This window comes from Amycolatopsis orientalis DSM 40040 = KCTC 9412, from assembly GCF_000478275.1.
Taxonomy (GTDB): domain Bacteria; phylum Actinomycetota; class Actinomycetes; order Mycobacteriales; family Pseudonocardiaceae; genus Amycolatopsis; species Amycolatopsis orientalis.
In genome coordinates this window covers 463,604-484,078 of sequence record NZ_ASJB01000080.1, presented here as the reverse complement: position 1 = coordinate 484,078, position 20,475 = coordinate 463,604, and the positions used below count along the sequence as shown (strand labels likewise).

The 20,475-nt window shown below is 67.3% G+C and carries 21 protein-coding genes; 9 read left to right on the top strand and 12 right to left on the bottom strand.

Annotated features, from left to right (window positions below):
- Positions 1-25: 25 nt before the first annotated feature.
- Positions 26-1,543: an MFS transporter gene (locus L324_RS30140; protein ID WP_037316326.1), complete on the bottom strand. Its 1,518-nt coding sequence runs from the start codon at positions 1,541-1,543 to the stop codon at positions 26-28.
- 122 nt (positions 1,544-1,665) lie between these two features.
- Here L324_RS30140 and L324_RS30135 point away from each other — a divergent pair, with 122 nt between their 5' ends.
- The gene (locus L324_RS30135; protein WP_037316322.1) at positions 1,666-2,343 is read left to right on the top strand and encodes a TetR/AcrR family transcriptional regulator; all 678 of its coding nucleotides are present in this window, start codon (positions 1,666-1,668) and stop codon (positions 2,341-2,343) included.
- A 71-nt stretch (positions 2,344-2,414) separates the two neighbouring features.
- Here L324_RS30135 and L324_RS30130 read toward each other — a convergent pair whose 3' ends face one another.
- Positions 2,415-3,341 (bottom strand): hypothetical protein, encoded by a 927-nt coding sequence (locus tag L324_RS30130; RefSeq protein ID WP_037316319.1) that lies wholly within the window; start codon positions 3,339-3,341, stop codon positions 2,415-2,417.
- Between the two features lie 200 nt (positions 3,342-3,541).
- Here L324_RS30130 and L324_RS41805 point away from each other — a divergent pair, with 200 nt between their 5' ends.
- On the top strand, positions 3,542-3,742 hold the full coding sequence (locus L324_RS41805) for a PspC domain-containing protein (protein ID WP_063774594.1): 201 nt from the start codon (positions 3,542-3,544) through the stop codon (positions 3,740-3,742).
- 7 nt (positions 3,743-3,749) lie between these two features.
- Here the strand turns inward: L324_RS41805 and L324_RS30120 are convergent, their stop codons facing one another.
- The 9 genes from L324_RS30120 to L324_RS30080 all read right to left on the bottom strand — a co-directional run bounded on the left by L324_RS30120 (position 3,750) and on the right by L324_RS30080 (position 13,821).
- Positions 3,750-4,511, bottom strand: a complete 762-nt coding sequence (locus tag L324_RS30120; RefSeq protein WP_037316316.1) for an NPP1 family protein — start codon at positions 4,509-4,511, stop codon at positions 3,750-3,752.
- 131 nt (positions 4,512-4,642) lie between these two features.
- Positions 4,643-5,824 (bottom strand): ABC transporter ATP-binding protein, encoded by a 1,182-nt coding sequence (locus L324_RS30115; protein ID WP_037316310.1) that lies wholly within the window; start codon positions 5,822-5,824, stop codon positions 4,643-4,645.
- Between the two features lie 3 nt (positions 5,825-5,827).
- The gene (locus L324_RS30110) at positions 5,828-6,670 is read right to left on the bottom strand and encodes a carbohydrate ABC transporter permease (RefSeq protein WP_037316307.1); all 843 of its coding nucleotides are present in this window, start codon (positions 6,668-6,670) and stop codon (positions 5,828-5,830) included.
- Positions 6,670-7,620 (bottom strand): carbohydrate ABC transporter permease, encoded by a 951-nt coding sequence (locus tag L324_RS30105; RefSeq protein WP_037316304.1) that lies wholly within the window; start codon positions 7,618-7,620, stop codon positions 6,670-6,672. The genes L324_RS30110 and L324_RS30105 overlap by 1 nt, the downstream gene beginning before the upstream one ends.
- Entirely contained in the window at positions 7,617-8,939 is a 1,323-nt protein-coding gene (locus L324_RS30100; RefSeq protein ID WP_037316302.1) for an ABC transporter substrate-binding protein, read from the bottom strand. Before L324_RS30100 ends, L324_RS30105 begins: the two co-directional genes overlap by 4 nt.
- A 237-nt stretch (positions 8,940-9,176) precedes the next feature.
- Positions 9,177-9,692 (bottom strand): YflT domain-containing protein, encoded by a 516-nt coding sequence (locus L324_RS30095; RefSeq protein WP_037316298.1) that lies wholly within the window; start codon positions 9,690-9,692, stop codon positions 9,177-9,179.
- A 121-nt stretch (positions 9,693-9,813) separates the two neighbouring features.
- Entirely contained in the window at positions 9,814-10,347 is a 534-nt protein-coding gene (locus L324_RS30090; RefSeq protein WP_051174154.1) for an OmpA family protein, read from the bottom strand.
- A 242-nt stretch (positions 10,348-10,589) separates the two neighbouring features.
- Positions 10,590-12,602, bottom strand: a complete 2,013-nt coding sequence (locus tag L324_RS30085; protein WP_051174153.1) for an ATP-binding protein — start codon at positions 12,600-12,602, stop codon at positions 10,590-10,592.
- 22 nt (positions 12,603-12,624) lie between these two features.
- Entirely contained in the window at positions 12,625-13,821 is a 1,197-nt protein-coding gene (locus L324_RS30080) for an acyl-CoA dehydrogenase family protein (RefSeq protein WP_037316294.1), read from the bottom strand.
- Between the two features lie 157 nt (positions 13,822-13,978).
- Here L324_RS30080 and L324_RS30075 point away from each other — a divergent pair, with 157 nt between their 5' ends.
- Genes L324_RS30075 through L324_RS30065 form a run of 3 tightly spaced genes read left to right on the top strand, consistent with a single transcriptional unit; the run spans position 13,979 to position 15,381 of the window.
- Positions 13,979-14,287 (top strand): DUF4190 domain-containing protein, encoded by a 309-nt coding sequence (locus L324_RS30075; protein ID WP_037316293.1) that lies wholly within the window; start codon positions 13,979-13,981, stop codon positions 14,285-14,287.
- 31 nt (positions 14,288-14,318) lie between these two features.
- Complete coding sequence (locus L324_RS30070; RefSeq protein WP_037316288.1) at positions 14,319-14,699, top strand: DUF4190 domain-containing protein; 381 nt, start codon at positions 14,319-14,321, stop codon at positions 14,697-14,699.
- 49 nt (positions 14,700-14,748) lie between these two features.
- Positions 14,749-15,381, top strand: a complete 633-nt coding sequence (locus L324_RS30065; protein WP_037316283.1) for a DUF4190 domain-containing protein — start codon at positions 14,749-14,751, stop codon at positions 15,379-15,381.
- Between the two features lie 148 nt (positions 15,382-15,529).
- Here L324_RS30065 and L324_RS30060 read toward each other — a convergent pair whose 3' ends face one another.
- Positions 15,530-16,399 carry a slipin family protein gene (locus L324_RS30060; RefSeq protein ID WP_037316280.1) on the bottom strand — a complete coding sequence of 290 codons (870 nt, stop codon included), beginning with the start codon at positions 16,397-16,399 and terminating at the stop codon, positions 15,530-15,532.
- An 88-nt stretch (positions 16,400-16,487) separates the two neighbouring features.
- On the opposite strand from L324_RS30060, the gene L324_RS30055 reads away from it, so the two are divergent.
- Genes L324_RS30055 through L324_RS30040 form a run of 4 tightly spaced genes read left to right on the top strand, consistent with a single transcriptional unit; the run spans position 16,488 to position 20,420 of the window.
- On the top strand, positions 16,488-17,399 hold the full coding sequence (locus L324_RS30055; RefSeq protein ID WP_037316279.1) for an aminoglycoside phosphotransferase family protein: 912 nt from the start codon (positions 16,488-16,490) through the stop codon (positions 17,397-17,399).
- A gap of 44 nt (positions 17,400-17,443) precedes the next feature.
- A complete protein-coding gene (locus L324_RS30050) occupies positions 17,444-18,763 on the top strand; it encodes a magnesium transporter MgtE N-terminal domain-containing protein (RefSeq protein ID WP_037316276.1) in 1,320 nt (439 codons plus the stop codon).
- On the top strand, positions 18,756-19,265 hold the full coding sequence (locus L324_RS30045; protein ID WP_037316275.1) for a DUF1003 domain-containing protein: 510 nt from the start codon (positions 18,756-18,758) through the stop codon (positions 19,263-19,265). The genes L324_RS30050 and L324_RS30045 overlap by 8 nt, the downstream gene beginning before the upstream one ends.
- A gap of 9 nt (positions 19,266-19,274) precedes the next feature.
- The gene (locus tag L324_RS30040; RefSeq protein WP_037316274.1) at positions 19,275-20,420 is read left to right on the top strand and encodes an Mrp/NBP35 family ATP-binding protein; all 1,146 of its coding nucleotides are present in this window, start codon (positions 19,275-19,277) and stop codon (positions 20,418-20,420) included.
- Positions 20,421-20,475 lie beyond the last annotated feature (55 nt).

Below are 20,475 nucleotides of genomic sequence, written 5' to 3'. Positions count from 1 at the left end.
AGGAAAGGACCTTTCATCTCATCCCCTACATGTGAACCGCGACCGGAGCCTCAGCGCCCTCCGGAGCCTTCGCCGGGGCACCGGACCGCAGCAGCAGCCCGCAGATCACCGCCCCCGCGACGAAGATCCACCCGCCCCACACGAAAGCGGTCGTGTAACTGTGGACAGCCGCTTCGGCCGCGAGCTGCGGCGTCGGCACCTTCCCGGCCAGGAACGACGTCGCCGCGTTCCCCGCCAGCGTGCTCAGCAGCGCGGTCCCGATCGAGCCGCCGACCTGCTGCGCGGTGTTGACCGCGGCCGACGCGACACCGGCGTCGTGCGTGTCGACACCGAAGGTCGCGACGCTCATCGCGGGCGCCATCGCGAGGCCGATGCCGACACCCATGATCATCAGCGGGAACAGCACACCGTTGGCGAAAGTGCTGGTGGTGTCGATGGCCGAGAGCCAGAACAGCCCCGCTCCGGCGATCAGCATTCCCAGTGACACCAACGGTTTCGCGCCGAACTTCGGCAGCAGCACGGCCGTCGCCGACGTCGCGCTCGCCATCAGGGTGGCGACCATCGGCAGGAACGCGACCCCGCTCTGCACCGGCGTGAACCCGAGGTTCAGCTGGATGTAGAAGGTGAGGAACAGGAAGATCGAGAACATCCCGATGGCGAGCAGGAACATCGCGAGGTACGAGCCGCCACGGTCACGGTCGAGCAGGACGCGCAACGGCAGCAGCGGATGCGCGGCCCGTTGCTGGATCACCACGAACGCGGCGAGCAGCACGACACCGACGGCGAGGAAACCCCACACGGAGATCGAGGACCACGAGTCGCGTTCGGCGTTCGCGAAGCCGTAGACCAGCGCGAACAGACCGGCCGACGCGGTGATCGTGCCCGGGATGTCGAGCTTCGGGCGCGGGCCGTCGCTTTCGGCGTTCTTCAGCAGCACGGCCGCGCCGGCGAACGCGATCACGGCGAAGATGATGTTGACGTACATCGACCAGCGCCAGTCGAGGTATTCGGTCAGCACGCCGCCGAGCAGCAGGCCGATCGCCGCGCCGCCGCCACCGATCGCCCCGAAGACGCCGAAGGCCTTGCCGCGTTCCTTCGGGTCGGTGAAGGTCGTGGTCAGCAGCGAAAGAGCCGCCGGGGCGAGAAGAGCGCCGAAGACACCCTGCGCGGCACGGGCGACGAGCAGCATTTCGATGCTGGTGGCGGCGCCGCCGATCGCCGAGACGACGGCGAAACCGGCGAGCCCGACCAGGAAGGCGCGTTTACGACCGAAGAGGTCCGCGAGCCGCCCGCCCAGCAGGAGCAGGCTGCCGAACGCGAGCGCGTAGGCGGTGACGACCCACTGCCGGGCGTCGTTCGAGAAGCCGAGGTCTTGCTGCGCGGACGGGAGCGCGATGTTCACGACGGTGGCGTCGAGCACCACCATCAGCTGCGCGAGGCCGATCACCACCAGGATCAGCCATCTTCTGGCGTGGTGCGGGTTGGTGTGCTGCGTGGCCGCGTCCCCCGGCGGCATGACGACAGCAGTGGATGACTCAGGCATACGGGCGGATTCCTCACGGATAGTGACGAAGAAGCTATGTGGAGTAGGTATCTCCCCTTCCGCCGACCAAGCTACCCGAAAAGCGGAGAAGCGTCCTCTACTTCGTTTGTTAAGCTGGACGAATGGCTCGGGACCTCGCTCCCGCCGCACCGGCGCGGCCGCTGCGGCGCGACGCTGAACTCAATCGGCAGCGCATCATCGCGGCGGCACGCGATGTCTTCGGCGAACGCGGGCTCGAAGCGACGCTCGACGACGTCGCGCATCACGCCGGCGTCGGCGTCGGCACCGTCTATCGCCGCTTCCCCAGTAAGGAACACCTGGTCGAGGCCATGTTCGTCGATCAGTTCGAGACGATCCGCGAGTTCGCCGAAGAGGCGCTTCGTGCCGAAGACCCCTGGAAGGGCTTCACCGATTTCACCTGGCGCGCGGCCGAACTTCACGCCGGTGACCGCGGGTTACGAGAGGTCATGCTGTCGAACGTCTTCGGCCACGAGCGCGTCGCCGAGGCGAAAGCGCGCATGGTGCCGTTGATCACACAGCTCGTCGAACGGGCGCAGACGGCGGGCGTCCTCCGCGCCGACATCGTGCCGACGGACATGCCGCTGCTGCACCAGATGATCGGCTCGGTCATCGAGTTCACGCACGGTATCCAGCCCGACCTGTGGCGCCGGTGCCTCGGGCTGCTGCTGGACGGCCTCCGCGCCGAACCCGGCCGCGCGACCCCGCTGCCGCATCCGCCGCTGGACTTCGAGGCACTGGACGAGGCGATGTGCTCCTTCCGGCTGCCCAAGCTCCGCTGATCGCGTTTAGCCCGCTAAAGGCGACACGCCCGCGCGCGTCGCGTTTAGCCCGCTAAAGGCGACGCGTGCGCTCAAGGGAGCTTCGGGAACACCGCCACCGCGACCTCCCGCGCGGCCGCGCAGGTGGCGTCCTCCGGGGCCCCGTCGACACCGACCACCGAGAGCATCGCCTGCTCGACCCGGTCCGGGGTGCCGGGGATCGGCCGGTGCGTGGTCACCTGGCAGAACGCGCCCGACATCGCGACCTGGACCTGCCGTCCGCCCAGCGCCTCCGTCGCGCCCGGCGTGGTGTCCGCGCCGACCGACAGTACGAGGCTGACCTTGCCGCGGATGCAGCTGTGCCCGGACAGCGCCGGGGCCGGTTTGGTCTCCGGACCGGCGGCGGCGTCGAGTTCGTGCTGGTCGAGCAGGGCACACGGGGCGACGCGTCCCCAGGAGCGCTGGTCGAGATTCAGCCTCCCGACCTTGTGCGCGGTGATCGCGCCCGCCGCGGTCCCGACCGTCGCGTCGGCGATCCGGCAGCGGTCGTTCTGGTCGGCCGGGTCCGCGTTGTCGGAGGTGACGACGATGGACAGCCGGATGCCGTCGGCGAAGGTCAGCAACCGCGTGCAGGCGGTGTTCGCGTTGAACGACGACTGCTGGACGCTGAGGCCTTCCGGCAGCGGTCCGCCGTATTCGTAGGGCTGATTGTTCGGATCCTGCCCGGAACCGATCGGGCCGGTGGTCACGGTGTAGCGATTGGCGCCCTCGACGAATTCCAGGCGGCAGAACTCGAAAGAGGCCAGCGGCGGCTTGACCGCGTTTCCGCCACCGATCACTTTCCGCTGGTCGACCAGGCTGCAGTAATCGAGCGACGAGTATTCCCCGAGCGCCTCGGAAGCGGTCAGGGCTTCGTCGCCCGTCGTGCTCGGCGACGACGCCGGCACCGGATCCGGCGTGGCACAGGCCGTGGCGAGGAACAGGCCACAGAGTACTGCGATGAGTCTCTTCGGGGGCACCGGAGCAGTATCGTCAAAAGATCGCGGAACACCACCCCCTACGGGCGAAGAACACAGGGGCCGACACGTTTTCCCAGGTGAGTTCCTCACCGCGATTTCACGCCCTTAGGGGTGCGGTTCGTTCCGCGGTGGGATGCGGTCGCGGCGCGGTGCGACGAAACTGGGTTGTACACACCGCGACGACCGAGAGGGAAGAACCCGTGACCAACCCCGTAGCCGCCCGCCTGACCCGACCGCGACAGGGCCGCATGATCGGCGGCGTCTGCGCCGGGATCGCCAAACGCTTCGGCACCACGCCGGGCAAGGTCCGCCTCCTCGCCGTACTGTCCTGCCTGCTGCCCGGCCCGCAGTTCATCGTCTACCTGGTGCTGTGGCTCGCCCTGCCCGAGAGCGAATACTGATCCGGCCTCAGCCGTTGGGGTCGAACGGGATGCCCGACGGCTTGGCCTTGCTCAGATTGCCTTCGAAGGAACCGTCCTTGATCGCCAGGCTCGCGCTGCCGAAATCGGCGCGGACGAGCGTGTCCCGGATACCGGGCGGGAAGCCGTCCCAGCTGACGAGGTCCGGGTACTGCCAGGCGTTGTAGTGGTTCTCCGGCGGCTCGGTCGCGCTCGCGATGCGGAAGCAGTGGGTGCTCGCGCCGTCCTTGTGATAGACGATCTTGGGGTGGGTTCCCTCCCAGGAGACCTTGGAGCGGTCGTAAGTGGAGTAGTTCCCGTGCGCGGACGTCGAGACGTAGCGGGCCTGACCCTCGCTGACCCAGACGACGACGTGTTCGATGTCGTGCCGGTGCCCGCAGCAGTCGATGCCCGGGACGGCCTGGTCCTTTTCGAAGTACAGGTCGTACAGGTAAGCGCACCAGCCGTTGTTGCACTTCGACCGCGAGTAGGAGTTGGTGTTGTCGAGGTCCGACCGGTCGCGGCACTGCCCGTTGAGGGCCCCGGAGTTCTTGAGCCCGGTGGCCACCGCGCCGGCCGGCGAGATCGCGGGCGTCGGATAGCAACCGTCGGTGTCGTAGTCGAAGGCGGGCTGCCAGGTCCTGTCGGCCTCGGCCGCGTTCGACGGCAGGGCCTGTGGGGGTTCGGCCCAGGCGACGGCCGGGGCGAGGGTGATGAGGAGGACTGCTCCGATGAGACCCTGCAGGAGACGGCGTGGCAGCTTCTTCGTCAAGGCGGGCGCCCCTTCGCTCGGTTGCGGCTCGGGGCTGAGGATCCACGATCGGCCGGTGATCGTAAACCGCCGAAAGTTCTCGTGAGTGGTAATGACGGTTCTAACCGTCATTACCACTCACGAGAGGTGAGTTACTCGGTGTAGGTCAGGTTCTTGCCGCTGGCCCCGTCGAACAGCTTGATCTTGTCCGCGTCGAACCAGAGCTCGACATTCTGGTTCTCCGCCGCCGACGAGGCCGCCGAGAGCCGGGCCACGATCTGCGACTCGGAGCCGGGGACGTCCGACGAACCGCTGTCGGCGGCGAGATCCGCGAGGTCGGATGACGACGCGGCCTCACCTTCGACCGAGAAGTGCGCGAACTTCTCCGAACCCATCGACTCGAGGACGTCGACGTGGGCGGTGAAGGTCGCTCCACCCTCGCGGGCGGAGGCTTCGATCAGCGCCGCGTCCTCGAAATGCTCCGGCCGGATACCCACGATGACCTCACGCGGCGCGTCGGCGGCCTCGACCAGGCGTCGCACCCGGTCGGTGAGCGGGATGTCGCCCAGCGCGCTGCGCGCGGTGCCGTTCTCCAGCGTCGCCGGCACGAAGTTCATCGACGGGCTGCCGATGAACCCGGCCACGAACAGGTTCGCCGGGTTGTCGTAGAGGAACTGCGGCGACCCGATCTGCTGCACGTAACCTCCGCGCAGCACGACGACCCGGTCGCCGAGGGTCATCGCCTCGGTCTGGTCGTGCGTGACGTAGAGCGTCGTCGTGCCCAGCTGCTTCTGGATCTTCGACACCGAGGTGCGCATCTGGCCGCGGAGCTTAGCGTCCAGATTGGACAGTGGTTCGTCCATCAGGAACGCCTTGGGGTTACGGACGATCGCGCGGCCCATCGCGACGCGCTGCCGCTGCCCACCGGAGAGGTTCGCCGGTTTGCGGTCCAGATGCCCGGTCAGGTCGAGGATCTGCGCGGCCTCTTCGACCTTCGCCCGCACGGTCTTGTCGTCGACCTTGGCCAGCCGCAGCGGGAACGCCATGTTCTCGCGGACGCTCATGTGCGGATAAAGGGCGTAGGACTGGAACACCATCGCGATGTCACGGTCCTTCGGGGCCTTTTCGTTGACCCGCTGCCCGTCGATGCGCAGTTCGCCGGAGGTGATGTCCTCCAGCCCGGCGACCATGTTCAGCGTGGTCGACTTACCGCAGCCGGACGGGCCGACCAGGATGATGAACTCACCGTCGGCGATCGTGATGTCCACTTCGGACACCGCGAGGGCGCCGTCGGGGTATTTCTTGGACACCTTCTCGAGAACAATTTCAGCCATGGGTCAGCCCTTCACCGCACCGGACGTCAGCCCCGCCACGATGCGACGCTGGAAGAACAACACGAACAGGATGATCGGGACGGTGATCACCACGGCGGCCGCGGCGATCGTCCCGGTGGGGTCTTCGAACTGCGAGGACCCCGTGAAGAACGACAACGCCGCCGGGACCGTCCGCGAGGCCTCGGTCGAGGTCAGCGAGATCGCGAACAGGAAGTCGTTCCAGCAGAAGATGAACACCAGGATCGCGGTGGTGAACACCCCCGGCGCCGCCAGGGGCGCGATCACCTTCCGGAACGCCTGCGCCGGTGTCGCGCCGTCCATCTTCGCCGCTTTTTCCAGCTCCCACGGGATTTCCCGGAAGAACGCGGAAAGCGTGTAGATCGACAGCGGCAGCGCGAACGTGATGTACGGCAGGATCAGCCCTGGCCAGGTGTCGAACAACCCCAGCTCACGTTCGATGTTGAACAGCGGCGTCACCAGCGAAACCTGCGGGAACATCGCGATCAGCAGCGACATCCCCACCAGCAGCTGCTTGCCCGGGAAGTCCAGCCGCGCGATCGCGTACGCCGCCATCGTGCCGAGGACGACCGCGATCACCGTCGCGATGATCGCGATCCCGATCGAGTTCACCAGTGCCCGGATGAACTCCGTGGTCGCGAAGATGTCCGCGTAGTTCTGCCACGTCCACTCCGCCGGGATGAAGTTCCCGTCGTCCAAGGTCTCCTTGGTCTTGAACGAAAGCGAGATCACCCAGAGCACCGGGAACAGCGCGAACACCAGGACGACGATGTCGAGGAGGCCCCATTTGACCTTGCGGCCGGGAGTGACCGCTCCACCGATGGCCATCAGCGTTTACCCCCGTTGTCACTACCAGGCGCGGCCGTGCCGAACACCTTGATGAAGATGAACGCGATGATCGCCACCGTGAGGAAGATCAACACCGCCATCGTCGACCCGATCCCGAGGTTCAACCCCTTGACCAGGTTGTTGTAGGTCTGCATCGACACCGACGACGTGTCCTGCGCGCCGTTGGTGAGCACGAAGATGTTGTCGAAGATGCGGAACGCGTCCAGCGTGCGGAACAACAACGCCACCAGGATCGCCGGCTTCATCACCGGCAGCATCACCTTGGTGAACCGCTGCCACGCCGTCGCGCCGTCCATCGCCGCGGCCTTCAGCAGATCGTCCGGCACCAGCGCCAGCCCCGCCATCAGCAGCAACGCCATGAACGGCGTCGTCTTCCACACCTCGGCCAGCACGATGACCCCCAGCGACGGCCAGTACTGGGTCAACGGCGCGCTGTCGGGGAAGAACAGATTGGCCAGGTAGCCGGTGTCGGGCGTCCAGGCGTAGTACCAGGAGAACGCCGCGGCCACGGTCACGATGCCGTACGGGATCAGGGCGACCGTCCGCACGAGGCCCCGGCCGACCAGCGTCCGGTGCATGATCAGCGCGAGACCCATCCCGAGTACCAGCTCGATCGCGACCGAAACGATGGTCAAGCCCATCGTCGTGCCGAACGCGGTCCACCAGTATTCGTTGGACAGCACCGAGATGTAGTTCTCGAGGCCGACGAACTCCTGCTGCGCCGGGAACCGGAGGTCGTAGCGCTGCAGGGAAAGCCAGATCGAGTAGACGATCGGGTACCCGGTGACGGCGATCATCACGAACGCCGCCGGGGCGCACAGCCAGAGCCCGAGTCTGCGCTCGGCCTTCTTTCCTTCACTGAGCACGGGTTTGGTCTTCTTGCCCGGTTCGGCCTTGGTCGCCGAACCGGCGGTTTCCTGCACGGTCACGGGATCACTCCCTTCGACTGGAGCGCGTCGGCGAGCTGCTCCCGCAGCTTCTCCGCCGTCTTCTGCGGATCGATTTCAGAAGGCGGGGAAAGCACCTTCGACAACACGGTCGAAGCGTTCTGGTACGCCGGGGTCAGCGGGCGCACCGCGGCGTCCTTGAGCGCGTCCAGGATCGTCTCCCGCATCGGGTACTTCGTGTCCATGCTCGGGTTGTCGTCGCCGACGGCCGCGGTCGGGTCGAGCGGGGCCGTGTCGGTGTAGAGCGATTCGAGCGTCGGCGGGACACCGTCCTTGAGCGCGGAGAACTTCTGGTTCTTCTCGTTGCGCAGGCACAGCGCGACTTCGTAGGCCTCGGCCTTGTGCTTCGAAGCCGAGCTGACCGCCAGGTTGTAGCCACCGATCGTGGTCTTGGCGGGCTTGCCCGCTTCGAACTCCGGATAGGTGGTCCACTTGAAGTGCTGCAGTTCGTTCTTCTTTTCCTTGGCGTAGGAGGCGTAGACGAACGGCCAGTTCAGTTCGAAGGCGGCGTTTCCGCGCTGGAACGACTGGCGGACCTCGTCCTCCTTCGAGTTGGTCAGCGACGCGTCGGTGATCCCGGCCGTGGTGACCTTCTTGAGCATCTCCAGCGCCTTGACCGCGCCCGCGTCCATCACGACCGATTTGCCGTCGTCGGAAAGGATCTTGCCGCCCGCCGACTCGACGAGGGTGTTGTAGATGACGACGAGGCCTTCGTACTGCGCGCCGGTGAACACGACGTTCCCCGGTTTGCCCTGTGCCTTGAGCGCTTGGCCCTGCTGGATCATCTCGTCCCAGGTCTTCGGCGGTGTCGGCGTCAGCCTGTCGTCGTACCAGAGCAGCTGGACGTTGGTGTTCTTGGTCGCCGCGTAGAGTTTTCCGTTCCACGTGGCGGTTTCGAGCGGCCCCGGCAGGACTCCGGCGGTCGCCTCGGTCTTCGCCGCCCCAGTCCATTCGTCGACCCAGCCCGCTTCGGCGAACTCGGAAACCCAGGTGACGTCCAGCCCCAGTACGTCGAGCGAATCATCCCCAGCCGCCAGGCGGCGGACCATCTGTTCCCGCTGGCCGTCGGCCGGACGCGGAAGCTTGTTGTAGACGACCTCGTAGCGCCCGCCCGAGGCCTTGGTGCAATCGTCCACAACGGACTGGAAGTTGTCTTCGGGCGCGTAGTAGACGTTGATCTTGAGTCCGGCAGCCGACCCGCAACCGGCCAGCAGGCTCGCCGTCAGCGCTGTCGCGCCGAGTAGCGCGCCGGCGCGGCCCGGTGAGCGGCCCCTCCGGCTCGCGCTCATCCTCTTCCCCATGAGGCCTCCTCACCCGCGCACGCCCGGGGAGCGGCGACACTAGGACGCGCTGAAGACGCCGCGCGCCAGCACCCCGACGTGCTAGTGCTCGGGCGGACACGCTGGAGTACGCGGCCGCCCGACTGGTGTTGTGCAACCTATTCCGGGCGATCACCGCCCGCAACCAGTATCGGTAACGATTCAGCGGACAGCACGGCGAACAGGTGAACCAGTACCGCCGAATGTCCGGGACCCGGATCAGGCGGTGGGGCGGCCGCCCAAGGCGAGCTGGGCGAGGAGTTCGCGGCCCTGTTCGGCCGAACGCGGCTGGCAGAGCACGTCATAGCGGCCGGCGACCAGCTGGCTCGCGGACGAGAAGTCGCGGCGGGACATGCTGTAACTGATGGCCGCGAAGACCGTCCACGCCAGGATGCCGAGCACGAGCCCGCCGATCATGGGCTGCCAGGCGAACCCCTGGTTGTTGAACATGCCCAGCAGCAGCCCGATGATCAGGCCGAACCACGCGCCCGACACCGCGCCGGTGCCGAGCACCCGGCCCCAGCTCAGCCTGCCGACGACCCGCTCCACGAGCATCAGGTCGACGCCGACGATCGTCACGTCGGAGACCCCGAACTCCTTTTCCGCGAGGAAACCGACGGCTTGCTGTGCTTCGCCGTACGTCGCGTAGGAACCGATCGGCCAGCCGGAAGGCGGTGTCGGCAGCCTCGGCAACCCACCCGCCGCCCGGCCGCTTCCGCCAAAGGGAGCACTCACGTAATCACCTCTCGCCCGTCCTGGTCCATCTTCTCAAGGACGGGCGGAAGGCGCGAACCAGCTGATCGAGTGGGAGAGGGCCCCTTCCGGCAGGAAGGGGCCCTGGCCGTCCTGCCGAGGGCTACTGAGCGGCTTTGATCTCCGCGGTCATGGCCTTGGCGTCGTCACCGCCGACACCTTCACTTCCTTCCGCTTTGGCCTTGATCCGGTCGCCCGCGATCCCGCCCGCGGTGAGTATCTCCCTGACCGCGTCGGCCCGCTTCTGTGACAAGTCGGTCGCCATGGCGGCGTCGGGATAGCCCGCGTGCGTGTCGACCGCGACCTTGACCGACGGCGCCGCGGCGGCGGCCTTCGCGACCTTCTTGAGAGTCGCCTTCGCCTCATCAGTCAGTTCGGCGCTTTGCGGCGAGAACCGCACCGGCGAGGCGTTGACGATCTCGTCGATCTTGGCCTGCAACCCCTGCACCGCCGCCGCGTCCGGCTGCCCGTTCTGGGCCCCGTCCGCTGGCATCCCGTTCTGGCCGGACGCCACGGCACTGGCCGCGGACGACGCCGCGGCGCTCCCCTTGTCCTTGTCGTCGTCGCCGCAGCCGGCGACGGCCAGCACCGCGAAAGCCGCGAGGGCGACTCCGCTGATCGTGGTCCGTCGGTTCACTTGCCCTCCTCCGTAATGCACTTTCAGCCGGAACGTACGCCGGGTGCGACGGCACCGAAAATCGAGAACGAAGTGCGGCCGATGGAAATGTCACGCACGGTGTCCCGGATCAAGGCCATCGCAGGTTCAAACCCCACGATTCGTTCGAGGAACCGCGGCGAAGGAAACTTTGGGTGATCCGGAGCGTCTCAAGATATCCGTCGGCGGTCCTCGAATCCGGAATGGTGATTCGGCGGTCCGGGTTAACCCAGCCGTGCCCTGACCGAGTCGGCGTCGGAGTGATCGAGGCGTTCGAATATCAGGAGCGCACGCCCCCAGGCGGCTCGGGCGCCCGTGTCGTCTCCGGTCGCGTCGTGGGCGTCCCCCAGATTCACCAAGGTCTTCGCGGCGTCGTAGTCGTCCCCCAGCTCGTCAAAGATCGCGATGGCCTGGACGTATGCCGAGATCGCCGCACCGTGACGGCCGAGCCCGGACAATGCCGTCCCGATCGCCTCCAGTGCCGTGGCCTCGCCGTCCCGATCGACGTCCCGGTAGAGATCCCGGCATATGTTCCCCGCATCCAGCGCGCCCTGATGATCCCCGAGCTTCGCCTTGATGTGCGCCAGCGAACTCCATGCGTGCGCTTCACCGGCCGGATTTCCGAGTTCACGCTGCAGATCCCTGGCCAGCTCCGCGTTGACCAGTGCCTCTCGATACCGTCCCGACAATTCGAGCACCCAGCTGAGACTGCGATAAGCGAAGGCTTTCCCGAAGGAGTCACCGAGTTCGTCGAACAACATGAGCGCCCGCTCGAAATGCGGGACGGCTTCGTCGTGTTTTCCGCTCAAGGCGAGCGCGTTCCCCAAATAGCGGTGGCAATGGGATTGACCGAGCGGATCACCCGTCCGCTCGGCCGCGCGCAGTCCGATCCGCTGGGCTGAAACGTACTCGTCGAGATATCCCCTGCGATTGAAGAAGGTCGTGAGCGTCCACGGGATTTGCCAAGCGTGGGAGTCCCAGCCGTGATCGGCGGCGAACGCGGCGACGTCCACGAGGGCCGCGTACTCCGATTCGAACCAGAGCCACGCTTCCTGGTACGTCGTGAACGACCGGGCGGAACTACCCGCCACCGCCGCCGCCAACGTGAGCTGCGGCCGATGGGGATTCATCCGCAGCGCCGCCGAACAGGCCGTGTGCAGATAGTGATCAAGGAGCCGATGCACCGCTGACTCTTCCTCGTCCGCGACGACCAACTCGGCCGCATACGCCCGAAGCAGGTCGTGCATCCGGTATCGCCCCTTACCCGCGGTCTCCACGAGATGGGCACGTGACAGATGCTGAAGGAGTCGTTTCGCGTCAGTGGGATGCTGCCCGGACAGCGCGGCCGCCGCTTCGAGGCCGAACTCCGTACCTGGATGCAGGCCGACCAGGCGGAACACCCTCGCGGCACTCGGCGTGAGATGCCGGTAGGACCAGGAGAACACCGCTCGCACCGCCGTGTGAGCGTCATCCCCTGCCGCCAGCACATCGAGCCGACCGCGTTCGTCGGTCAGGTCGGCGACCAGCTCGGCGAGCTCGGCGTCGGGCTCCGACACCGCTGTCTCGGCGGCGATGCGCAGTGCGAGCGGCAACCGGGCGCAGTACTCCACGAGCTTCTCGGCCGCCTCGGGCTCTTCGTCGAACCGAGGTCCGATCAGGTCACGCAACAGCAGGAGCGAGTGTTCCTTCGAAAGCAGCCCGAGACCGATGCGTTCAGCGCCGTCCCGCACCACCAGACCGGACATCGAGTCGCGCGTGGTCGTCAGGACGAAACACCCTGCTTCGCCCGGCAGCAGCGGCCGGATCTGCTCTTCGGTGCGCGCGTTGTCGAGCACGACGAGGACTCGCCGTCCGGCGACGGAGGTCCGGAACAGCGCCGCGCGGTCCGCTGTTTCGACGGGCACGTCCGGCGCGGCGACACCGAGGGCCCGCAGGAAACCGCCGAGTGCGTCACCCGCCGTCAGCAGCTCTTCCGGGCCATAGCCACGGAGGTTCACATAGAGCTGACCGTCGGGGAAACGGTCCTTCACTTCGTGCGCCCATTGGAGGGCAAGCTCCGTCTTGCCGACGCCGGGGGTGCCGTTGATCACCGCGATCACCACCGCGCCTCGGGGAACGGCCTGGATCATCCCCTTGAGCCGCTCCAATTCGGCGGAACGGCCGACGAAGCGGCGAGTTGCGGGCGGCAGCTGCCGCGGTACGCTCCCGGGCCGCCGTTCGTGATCCGAGTCGGTCAAGGCAGCTCCGCGGGTCGCAGGTCTAATTCCGGCTCTTATACTCCCTCAGCAGGCCACGGCTGATGATGGTCTTCTGGATCTCGCTGGTGCCCTCGCCGATGAGCAGGAACGGAGCCTCGCGCATGAGGCGCTCGATCTCGTACTCCTTGGAGTAGCCGTAGCCGCCGTGGATGCGGAACGAGTCCTGGGTGACCTCGGCGCAGTACTCGCTCGCGATCAGCTTGGCCATACCCGCTTCGACGTCGTTGCGCTCGCCGGAGTCCTTGAGCCGGGCGGCGTTGACCATCATCAGGTGGGCGGCCTCGACCTTGGTGGCCATCTCGGCGAGTTTGAACGCCACCGCCTGGTGCTCGGCGATCGCCTTGCCGAAGGTCTTGCGCTGCTGGGCGTACTCCACCGCCAGTTCGAACGCGCGGATCGCGATGCCGCAGGCCCGCGCGGCGACGTTGACCCGGCCGACCTCGACACCGTCCATCATGTACGCGAAGCCCTTGCCCGGAGCTTCGCCGAGGACCTTGTCGGCACCGATCTTGTAGCCGTCGAACACGGCCTCGGTGGTATCGACGCCCTTGTAGCCCATCTTGTCGATCTTGCCCGGGATGGTGAGGCCGGGAGCGACCTCGCCGAAGCCCTCGGGCTTCTCGACCAGGAACGTGGTCAGGTTCTGGTGGGCCTTCTCGGCGCCCTCGTCGGTCTTGACGAGCAGCGCGATCAGGTTGGAGCTGCCGCCGTTGGTGAGCCACATCTTCGAGCCGTCGATGACGTAGCCTTCGTCGGTCTTCTTCGCGCGGGTCTTGATCGCGGCGACGTCGGACCCGAGATCCGGCTCGGACATCGAGAACGAACCGCGGACCTCACCGGTGGCCATCCTCGGCAGGAAGTGCTGTTTCTGCTCCGGCGTCCCGTGTTGCTTGATCATGTGCGCCACGATGAAGTGCGTGTTGATGACGCCGGAGACGCTCATCCAGCCGCGCGCGATCTCCTCGACCACGAGCGCGTAGGTCAGCAGCGATTCGCCGAGGCCGCCGTACTCCTCCGGGATGGTGAGCCCGAACAGGCCCATCTCCTTCATCCCCTCGACGATGTCGGTGGGATAGGTGTCGGAGTGCTCGAGTTCCTGCGCGCGCGGGATGACCTCCTTGTCCACGAACTGGCGGACCGTGGCCAGGATTTCGGACTGCACGTCGGTCAAGCCGGCGGTCTGGGCGAGGCGAGCCATCGCTGCTCCTAAATTCGCGCGCACCGGGCTCCCGGCGCTGGGTTACCGGTGAGTATGACGCCTGGCGGAGGACCTCGCTATGAGCGCAGTCACGCGTACGCCATCCGTGACCATGGCACTACAGTGACAAGCCGATCACAGTCCGAGGGGGACGAACATGACTCAGCAGCCCTTCAACGGGTTCCCACCGCAACCGCAGTACGGCTTCCCCGACCAGCGGAGCCGCGATTCCGGGATGGCGACCGCCGCTCTGATCTTCTCCCTCTTCGGGCTGATCGGACTGGTGTCCGTGATCCCGGGGATCGTGATGGGCCACGTCGCCTTCGCGAAGGCCCGGCGCGGCGAAGCGGGCGGCAAAGGGATGGCGCTGGCCGCGTTCGTCGTCGGCTACCTGATCATCATCCTGTACGCCATCGCGATCCCGGTCGCGTTGAACATCGCCGCGAAACACGGGGCTTTCCGCTAGCGATACGGTCCTGGACGACGAGGGGACCGCATTGACGAATCCACATGACCCGTACGGACAGCAGTATCAGCCGTCCGGGCAGTTCGAGCAGCCTTACGGTCTCCAGCCGTACCAGCCGCCGCAGCAGCAGTATTACGGTCATCAGGGCTATGTGCGGCCGCCGGACCAGGGGATGGCGGTGGCGTCGCTGGTGTGCTCGCTGATCGGGCTGGTCATGTGCTTCCCGGCGATCCTGGGGATCATCTTCGGGCACATCGCGCTTTCGAAGGCCAAGCGCGGCGAAGCGGGCGGCCAGGGCATGGCGCAGGCAGGGATGGTCGTCGGCTACGTCGTCACCGCGCTGTGGCTGATCCCGGTGATCCTGTGGTTCGTGTTCGTGGTGCTCGCGGTCGGTGCCGCGGGCGTCTCGTGAGCCGTCCCCGGATACGGTGGTGTCCAGCACGACTTAGGGGGCCAACCGGATGAGCAGTTCCGACTCGCAGGACACGCCGTCGACCAACGACTCGACGTCGTCCTACACCGACTCGACCACGTTCTCGGACCCGACGTCGGCGTCGGAAACGGTGGCGAGCCCGGCACCCGCGGAGCCGCAGCAGTTCCAGCCGCCCGCGCCCTTCTCGCCGCCCCCGCCGTTCGAGCCGCCCGCGCCGTTCGGGGCCAAGCCCGCCGAGGACGCTCCCCCGGAGCCCTACGCGCAGGCCATCGACCCGCTGACGGCCGAGCCGGTTCCGCAGCCTGCCTTCGCCGTTCCGGACTCCTCGGCTCCGGTGTACGCGCCCGTGCCCCAGTACGCGCCCGCGCCGGTTTCCTACCCGTACAACCCGTACGCGACGACGACACCGGCCCGCCCGCCGCAGGACAACGGGATGGCGATCGCGGGACTGGTGTGCTCGCTCGTCGGGATCTGCTCGTGCGTGACCGTGATCGTCGGGCTGATCCTGGGGCACATCGGACTGGCGAAGGCGAACCGCGGCGAAGCGGGCGGGCGCGGGATAGCGCTCGCGGCGGTGATCATCGCCTACGTCGTGATCGCGCTGTACGCGGGCTTCTTCGGCACTCTGATCATCTTGGGCATCAACGGCGAACTGGACTAGCGCTCTGACCTGCGGAAAGAGAGCAAGGGACCTTTGCTATCGCCTCGCGAGACCGGACTGTGTGGATTTCGATTCATCTGACGCAACAAAATCCACACAGTCACGACGGGGACCTGCGAAAAGAGAGCAGGGGACCTTTGCTATCGCCTCAGGGTCGAGGAGCGGCGTCGTCCGGCTCTCGAGGAGCAGGCGCGACCTGACCATTAGCCTCCGAAACAGCCGAAGCGGCTGAAGTCGACGAAGCGTCCGAAGGCGGCGTCTCCCGCTTCGGAGTGTTCGCGTCGAGGAAGCGCAGCAGCTCCACCGGGAAGGGCAAGACCAGCGTCGAGTTCTTCTCCGCCGAGACCTGCACGACGGTCTCCAGCAGCCGCAGCTGCAGCGCAGCCGGGGTGTCGGCCATGGTCGCGGCCGCCTGCGAAAGCTTGTACGACGCCTGCAGTTCGCCGTCGGCGGAGATGACCCGCGCCCGCCGTTCGCGTTCGGCCTCGGCCTGGCGCGACATCGAGCGTTTCATCGACTCCGGCAGCGCGACGTCCTTGATCTCGACCCGGTCGATGTGAATGCCCCAGTCCAGGGCCGGGCTGTCGATCATCAGCTCCAGGCCCTCGTTGAGCCGTTCACGGTTGGACAGCAGATCGTCGAGATCGCTCTTGCCGATGATGGACCGCAACGAGGTCTGCGCGACCTGGCCGACGGCCGAGCGGTAGTCCTGCACGTTCACCGCGGCCAGCACCGGGTCGATCACCTTGAAATACACGACCGCGTCCACCCGCACGGTCACGTTGTCACGGGTGATGCCGTCCTGCGCGGGGATCGGCATCGTGACGATCTGCATGTTGACCTTCTGCAGTCTGTCCGCGAACGGCACCAGCATCGCGAGCCCCGGCTGCCGGATGTTCGGGCGCACCCGCCCGAACCGGTAGACGAGACCGCGTTCGTACTGTTTCACCACGCGAAGGCCGGCCGCGAGCCAAGCACCGCCCGCTACGGCGACCGCACTGAGAATCTCCACCACCATGGCTGCTCCCGGGGTTGTTCTCGCTGTTCACGGTACGCCCGGCGAGTCACGGAGGAAACACGGTGGACACGGCTGCCAAGGTGAGTTCGTGACCGGTTTCAAGATCCCGCCCAAGTTCCTCGACCGCGCCGCCGAACTCGGCCCCGGAGCCGCCGAGTGGCTCGATTCGCTGCCCTTCCTCGCCGAGAAGTACACCCGCAAGTGGAATCTCGACTACGACGGCGAGGCCATGCACGGTTTCGTCGGGGTCGCGCAGCCCGTCCGCCGGGCCGACGGCGGCGCCGCGATCCTCAAGCTCGGCTGGCCGCACGAGGAATCCGAAGACGAGCCGCTCGCACTGTCCACTTGGGCCGGTCAGGGAGCCGTGCTGATGTACGACAACGTGCCCGAGGACGGCGTGCTGCTCCTGGAGCGGCTCGACGCCACCCGCTCACTCGAAACCGAGCCGATCCAAGAGGCCGTCGAGACCGTCGGCGCGCTCGCGCGGCGGCTGGCCGTCCCGGCGCCCGAGGCACTGCAGCGGTCCCTTCGCGAGGAAGCCGAAGAGCTGGCAAGCGAACTGGCGGAGACCTGGAGCGAACTCGGCGAGCCGTTCGACCGGAAGTACATCGACGCGGCCGTGGAAATCTGCGTGAACCTCGGGCCGGACGCCGGTGAGCTGATGGTGAACGAGGACCTGCACTTCGAGAACGTCCTGGCGGGTGAACGCGAGCCGTGGCTGGTGATCGATCCCAAACCGCTCTCGGGCGACCTCGAGTTCGGCGCGATCTCGATCCTCTGGAACCGGGCAGGCGAGTCCACAATGGACGACAAGATCCGCTGGTTCACCGCGGCGGCGGGGGTGGACGCCGAACGCACGCGCGCGTGGACGCTCGTCCGCGCGGTGCAGAACTGGACCTGGCTCTACGAAGACCTCGCCGAGGGCACCCCGCGCGAGATCCTCGCCGAGGATCCGGCCTACGCCACCGTCCCGGAGATCGCCGCGTGGGCATTGCGGTGATCACACGAATCGTCTGGGGCCCCAGGAGCCGATAACCTTCGGGCATGGCACCCGTGAACAGGGTATTCGCAGCTCAGTTGGCCGGTTTGCCGGTTTTCGGACCCGATGGCGAATCGATCGGCAAGGTGCGGGATCTGGTGGCGGGCCTCCGGCTCGACCAGCAGCCGCCGCGGATCCTGGGCATCGTGGTCGAGTTGACGACGCGGCGGCGCGTTTTCGTGCCGATGTTGCGCGTGACCTCGATCGAGCCCACCGCCATCACGCTCGCCACCGGTTCGGTCAACATGCGCCGGTTCCATCAGCGGCCCAATGAGGTCCTGGTAGTCGGGCAGTTGTTCGACGCCTATGCCACCCTCGCCGGCTCGGAAACCCGGGTCACCGTCGTCGACGCCGCCATGGAGCCGACGCGGACCCGGGACTGGGTCCTCGCGAAACTCGCGATCCGCGAGCGGTCGAGCAGACTCGGCCTCGGCAGGCGGCGGGCACCGATGCAGGTGCTGCCGTGGTCGGAGGTGTCCGGGCTGGGGCTCACCGATCTGACCGGGCAGACCCAGGGCGCGGCGCAGCTGCTGATGCTGTTCGACACCATGCGCCCGGCGGACGTCGCCGCCACCGTCCGGGACCTGCCGTTGAAACGACGGCACGAGGTCGCCGACGCGATGGACGACGAGCACCTCGCCGACGTCATCGAGGAGCTTCCCGAGGACGACCAGAAGGAACTGCTGGGATACCTCGCCGAGGAACGGGCCGCCGACATCCTCGAGGCGATGAGCCCCGACGACGCCGCCGACCTGCTGGCCGAGCTGGCGCCCGCCGAGCAGAGCCGGTTCCTGGAGCTGATGGAACCCCAGGAGTCGGCGCCGGTGAAACGGCTGCTGGAGTACTCGTCCGACACCGCGGGCGGGTTGATGACGCCCGAACCGGTGGTGCTGACACCGGACGCCACGGTCGCGGAGGCGCTCGCGCACATCCGCAACGCCGACCTGCCGGTGGCGCTGGCGAGCATGGTGTTCGTCTGCCGTCCGCCGACGGAGACGCCGACAGGGCGCTTCGTCGGCGTCGTCCACTTCCAGCGGCTGCTGCGCGAACCGCCCGCGGAGATGGTGGCGAGCACGGTGGACACCCAGCTGCCCGCGCTGCGGCCGAACGCCACCTTGTCCGAGGTCACCCGCTACTTCGCCGCGTACAACCTCACCTGCGGCCCGGTGGTCGACGCGGAGGACCACCTGCTCGGCGCGGTCACCGTCGACGACGTGCTCGACCACCTGCTCCCGGAGGACTGGCGCGAGACAGGCCTGCACGACAGCACCGGCGAGACCACCGAAGAGACCACTGCGGAGACCGAGGAGGCCGAACGTGCCTGAACTGACGTCCGGGCGGCGGCTGGACCAGCCCCGCGGCCAAGGCCGGTTCAGGGTCAACATCGACCCGGACACGTTCGGCAGGTTCACCGAACGGGTCGCGCGGTTCCTCGGCACCGGCAAGTACCTGTTCTGGCAGACGCTGATCGTCATCATCTGGATCGTGCTGAACCTGGTGGCGGTCTCGCTGCAGTGGGACCCGTACCCGTTCATCCTGCTGAACCTGGCGTTCTCGACGCAGGCCGCCTACGCCGCGCCGCTCATCCTGCTGGCGCAGAACCGCCAGGACGACCGCGACCGCGTCTCACTGGAGGAAGACCGGAACCGGGCCGAGCAGACCAAGGCGGACACCGAATACCTCGCGCGGGAGCTGGCTTCGCTGCGGATCGCGCTCGGCGAGGTCGCCACCCGCGACTTCCTGCGGGGCGAACTCGACCGCCTCCGTGAGGATCTTGATGCCAAGCCGCGCAAGGCCAAACCCGACCGTGCGCCTACCGGTACGTAACATGGACGTGTGACCAGTACGCAGCAACTCCCCAGCGTCGACGATGTCCGCACCGCGCTGAAGGCCGTGTACGACCCGGAGATCAAGAAACCGATCACCGACCTCGGCATGGTCAAGGGCGTGGAGGTGGGCTCGGACGGTGTGGTCACCGTCGGGATCTACCTGACGGTCGCCGGCTGCCCGTTGAAGGCGACGCTGACCAAGGACACGACCGACGCCGTCGCGAAGCTCCCCGGCGTCAACGACGTCCGGGTCGAGCTCGACGTGATGAACGACGAGCAACGCACGGAACTGCGAAAATCGCTGCGCGGCGACGCCACGGAACCGGTGATCCCGTTCGCGCAGCCGGGTTCGCTGACGCGGGTCTACTGCGTCGCGTCCGGCAAGGGCGGTGTCGGCAAGTCCTCGGTGACGGTGAACCTCGCGGCGGCGATGGCCGAACGCGGGCTCTCCGTCGGCGTGGTCGACGCGGACATCTACGGCCACTCGGTGCCGCGGATGCTGGGCACGCGGGAGAAGCCGACCAAGGTCGACACCATGATCATGCCGCCGCAGGCGCACGGCGTGAAGGTCATCTCGATCGGCATGTTCACCCCGGGCAACACGCCCGTCGTGTGGCGCGGGCCGATGCTGCACCGCGCGCTGCAGCAGTTCCTCGCCGACGTGTTCTGGGGCGACCTCGACATCCTGCTGCTGGACCTGCCGCCGGGCACCGGCGACATCGCGATCTCGGTGGCGCAGCTGATCCCGAACGCGGAGATCCTGGTCGTCACCACCCCGCAGCAGGCGGCCGCCGAGGTGGCCGAACGCGCGGGCGCGATCGCACTGCAGACGCGGCAGCGGGTGGCGGGCGTCATCGAGAACATGTCGTGGCTCGAAACGCCCGACGGCGGGCGGATGGAGATCTTCGGGTCCGGTGGCGGGCAGTCCGTCGCCGACTCGCTGTCGAAGTCGGTCGGCTCGACGGTGCCGCTGCTCGGTCAGGTCCCGATGGATCCGCGCGTGGTCTCCCACGGTGACTCGGGGACGCCGATCGTGCTGGCGGAGCCGGACGCGCCGGCGTCGCTCGTGCTCAAGGAGGCGGCGAAGAAGCTGACCGTCCGGGCGCGCGGGCTGGCCGGGATGATGCTGAACGTCACCCCCGCGGGACGCTGACCCACCCGCACGCGTTCAGTCCTCTAAATGCGGGCTTCAAGCCATGCATTTAGAG

Excerpts from the sequence above, each read along its gene's own strand:
- L324_RS30140 (WP_037316326.1), bottom strand. The coding sequence starts at position 1,543 with ATGCCTGAGTCATCCACTGCTGTCGTCATGCCGCCGGGGGACGCGGCC.
- L324_RS30135 (WP_037316322.1), top strand. The coding sequence starts at position 1,666 with ATGGCTCGGGACCTCGCTCCCGCCGCACCGGCGCGGCCGCTGCGGCGC.
- L324_RS30115 (WP_037316310.1), bottom strand. The coding sequence starts at position 5,824 with ATGGCTGAAATTGTTCTCGAGAAGGTGTCCAAGAAATACCCCGACGGC.
- L324_RS30110 (WP_037316307.1), bottom strand. The coding sequence starts at position 6,670 with ATGGCCATCGGTGGAGCGGTCACTCCCGGCCGCAAGGTCAAATGGGGC.
- L324_RS30100 (WP_037316302.1), bottom strand. The coding sequence starts at position 8,939 with ATGGGGAAGAGGATGAGCGCGAGCCGGAGGGGCCGCTCACCGGGCCGC.
- L324_RS30080 (WP_037316294.1), bottom strand. The coding sequence starts at position 13,821 with ATGGCTCGCCTCGCCCAGACCGCCGGCTTGACCGACGTGCAGTCCGAA.
- L324_RS30075 (WP_037316293.1), top strand. The coding sequence starts at position 13,979 with ATGACTCAGCAGCCCTTCAACGGGTTCCCACCGCAACCGCAGTACGGC.
- L324_RS30065 (WP_037316283.1), top strand. The coding sequence starts at position 14,749 with ATGAGCAGTTCCGACTCGCAGGACACGCCGTCGACCAACGACTCGACG.
- L324_RS30060 (WP_037316280.1), bottom strand. The coding sequence starts at position 16,399 with ATGGTGGTGGAGATTCTCAGTGCGGTCGCCGTAGCGGGCGGTGCTTGG.
- L324_RS30050 (WP_037316276.1), top strand. The coding sequence starts at position 17,444 with ATGGCACCCGTGAACAGGGTATTCGCAGCTCAGTTGGCCGGTTTGCCG.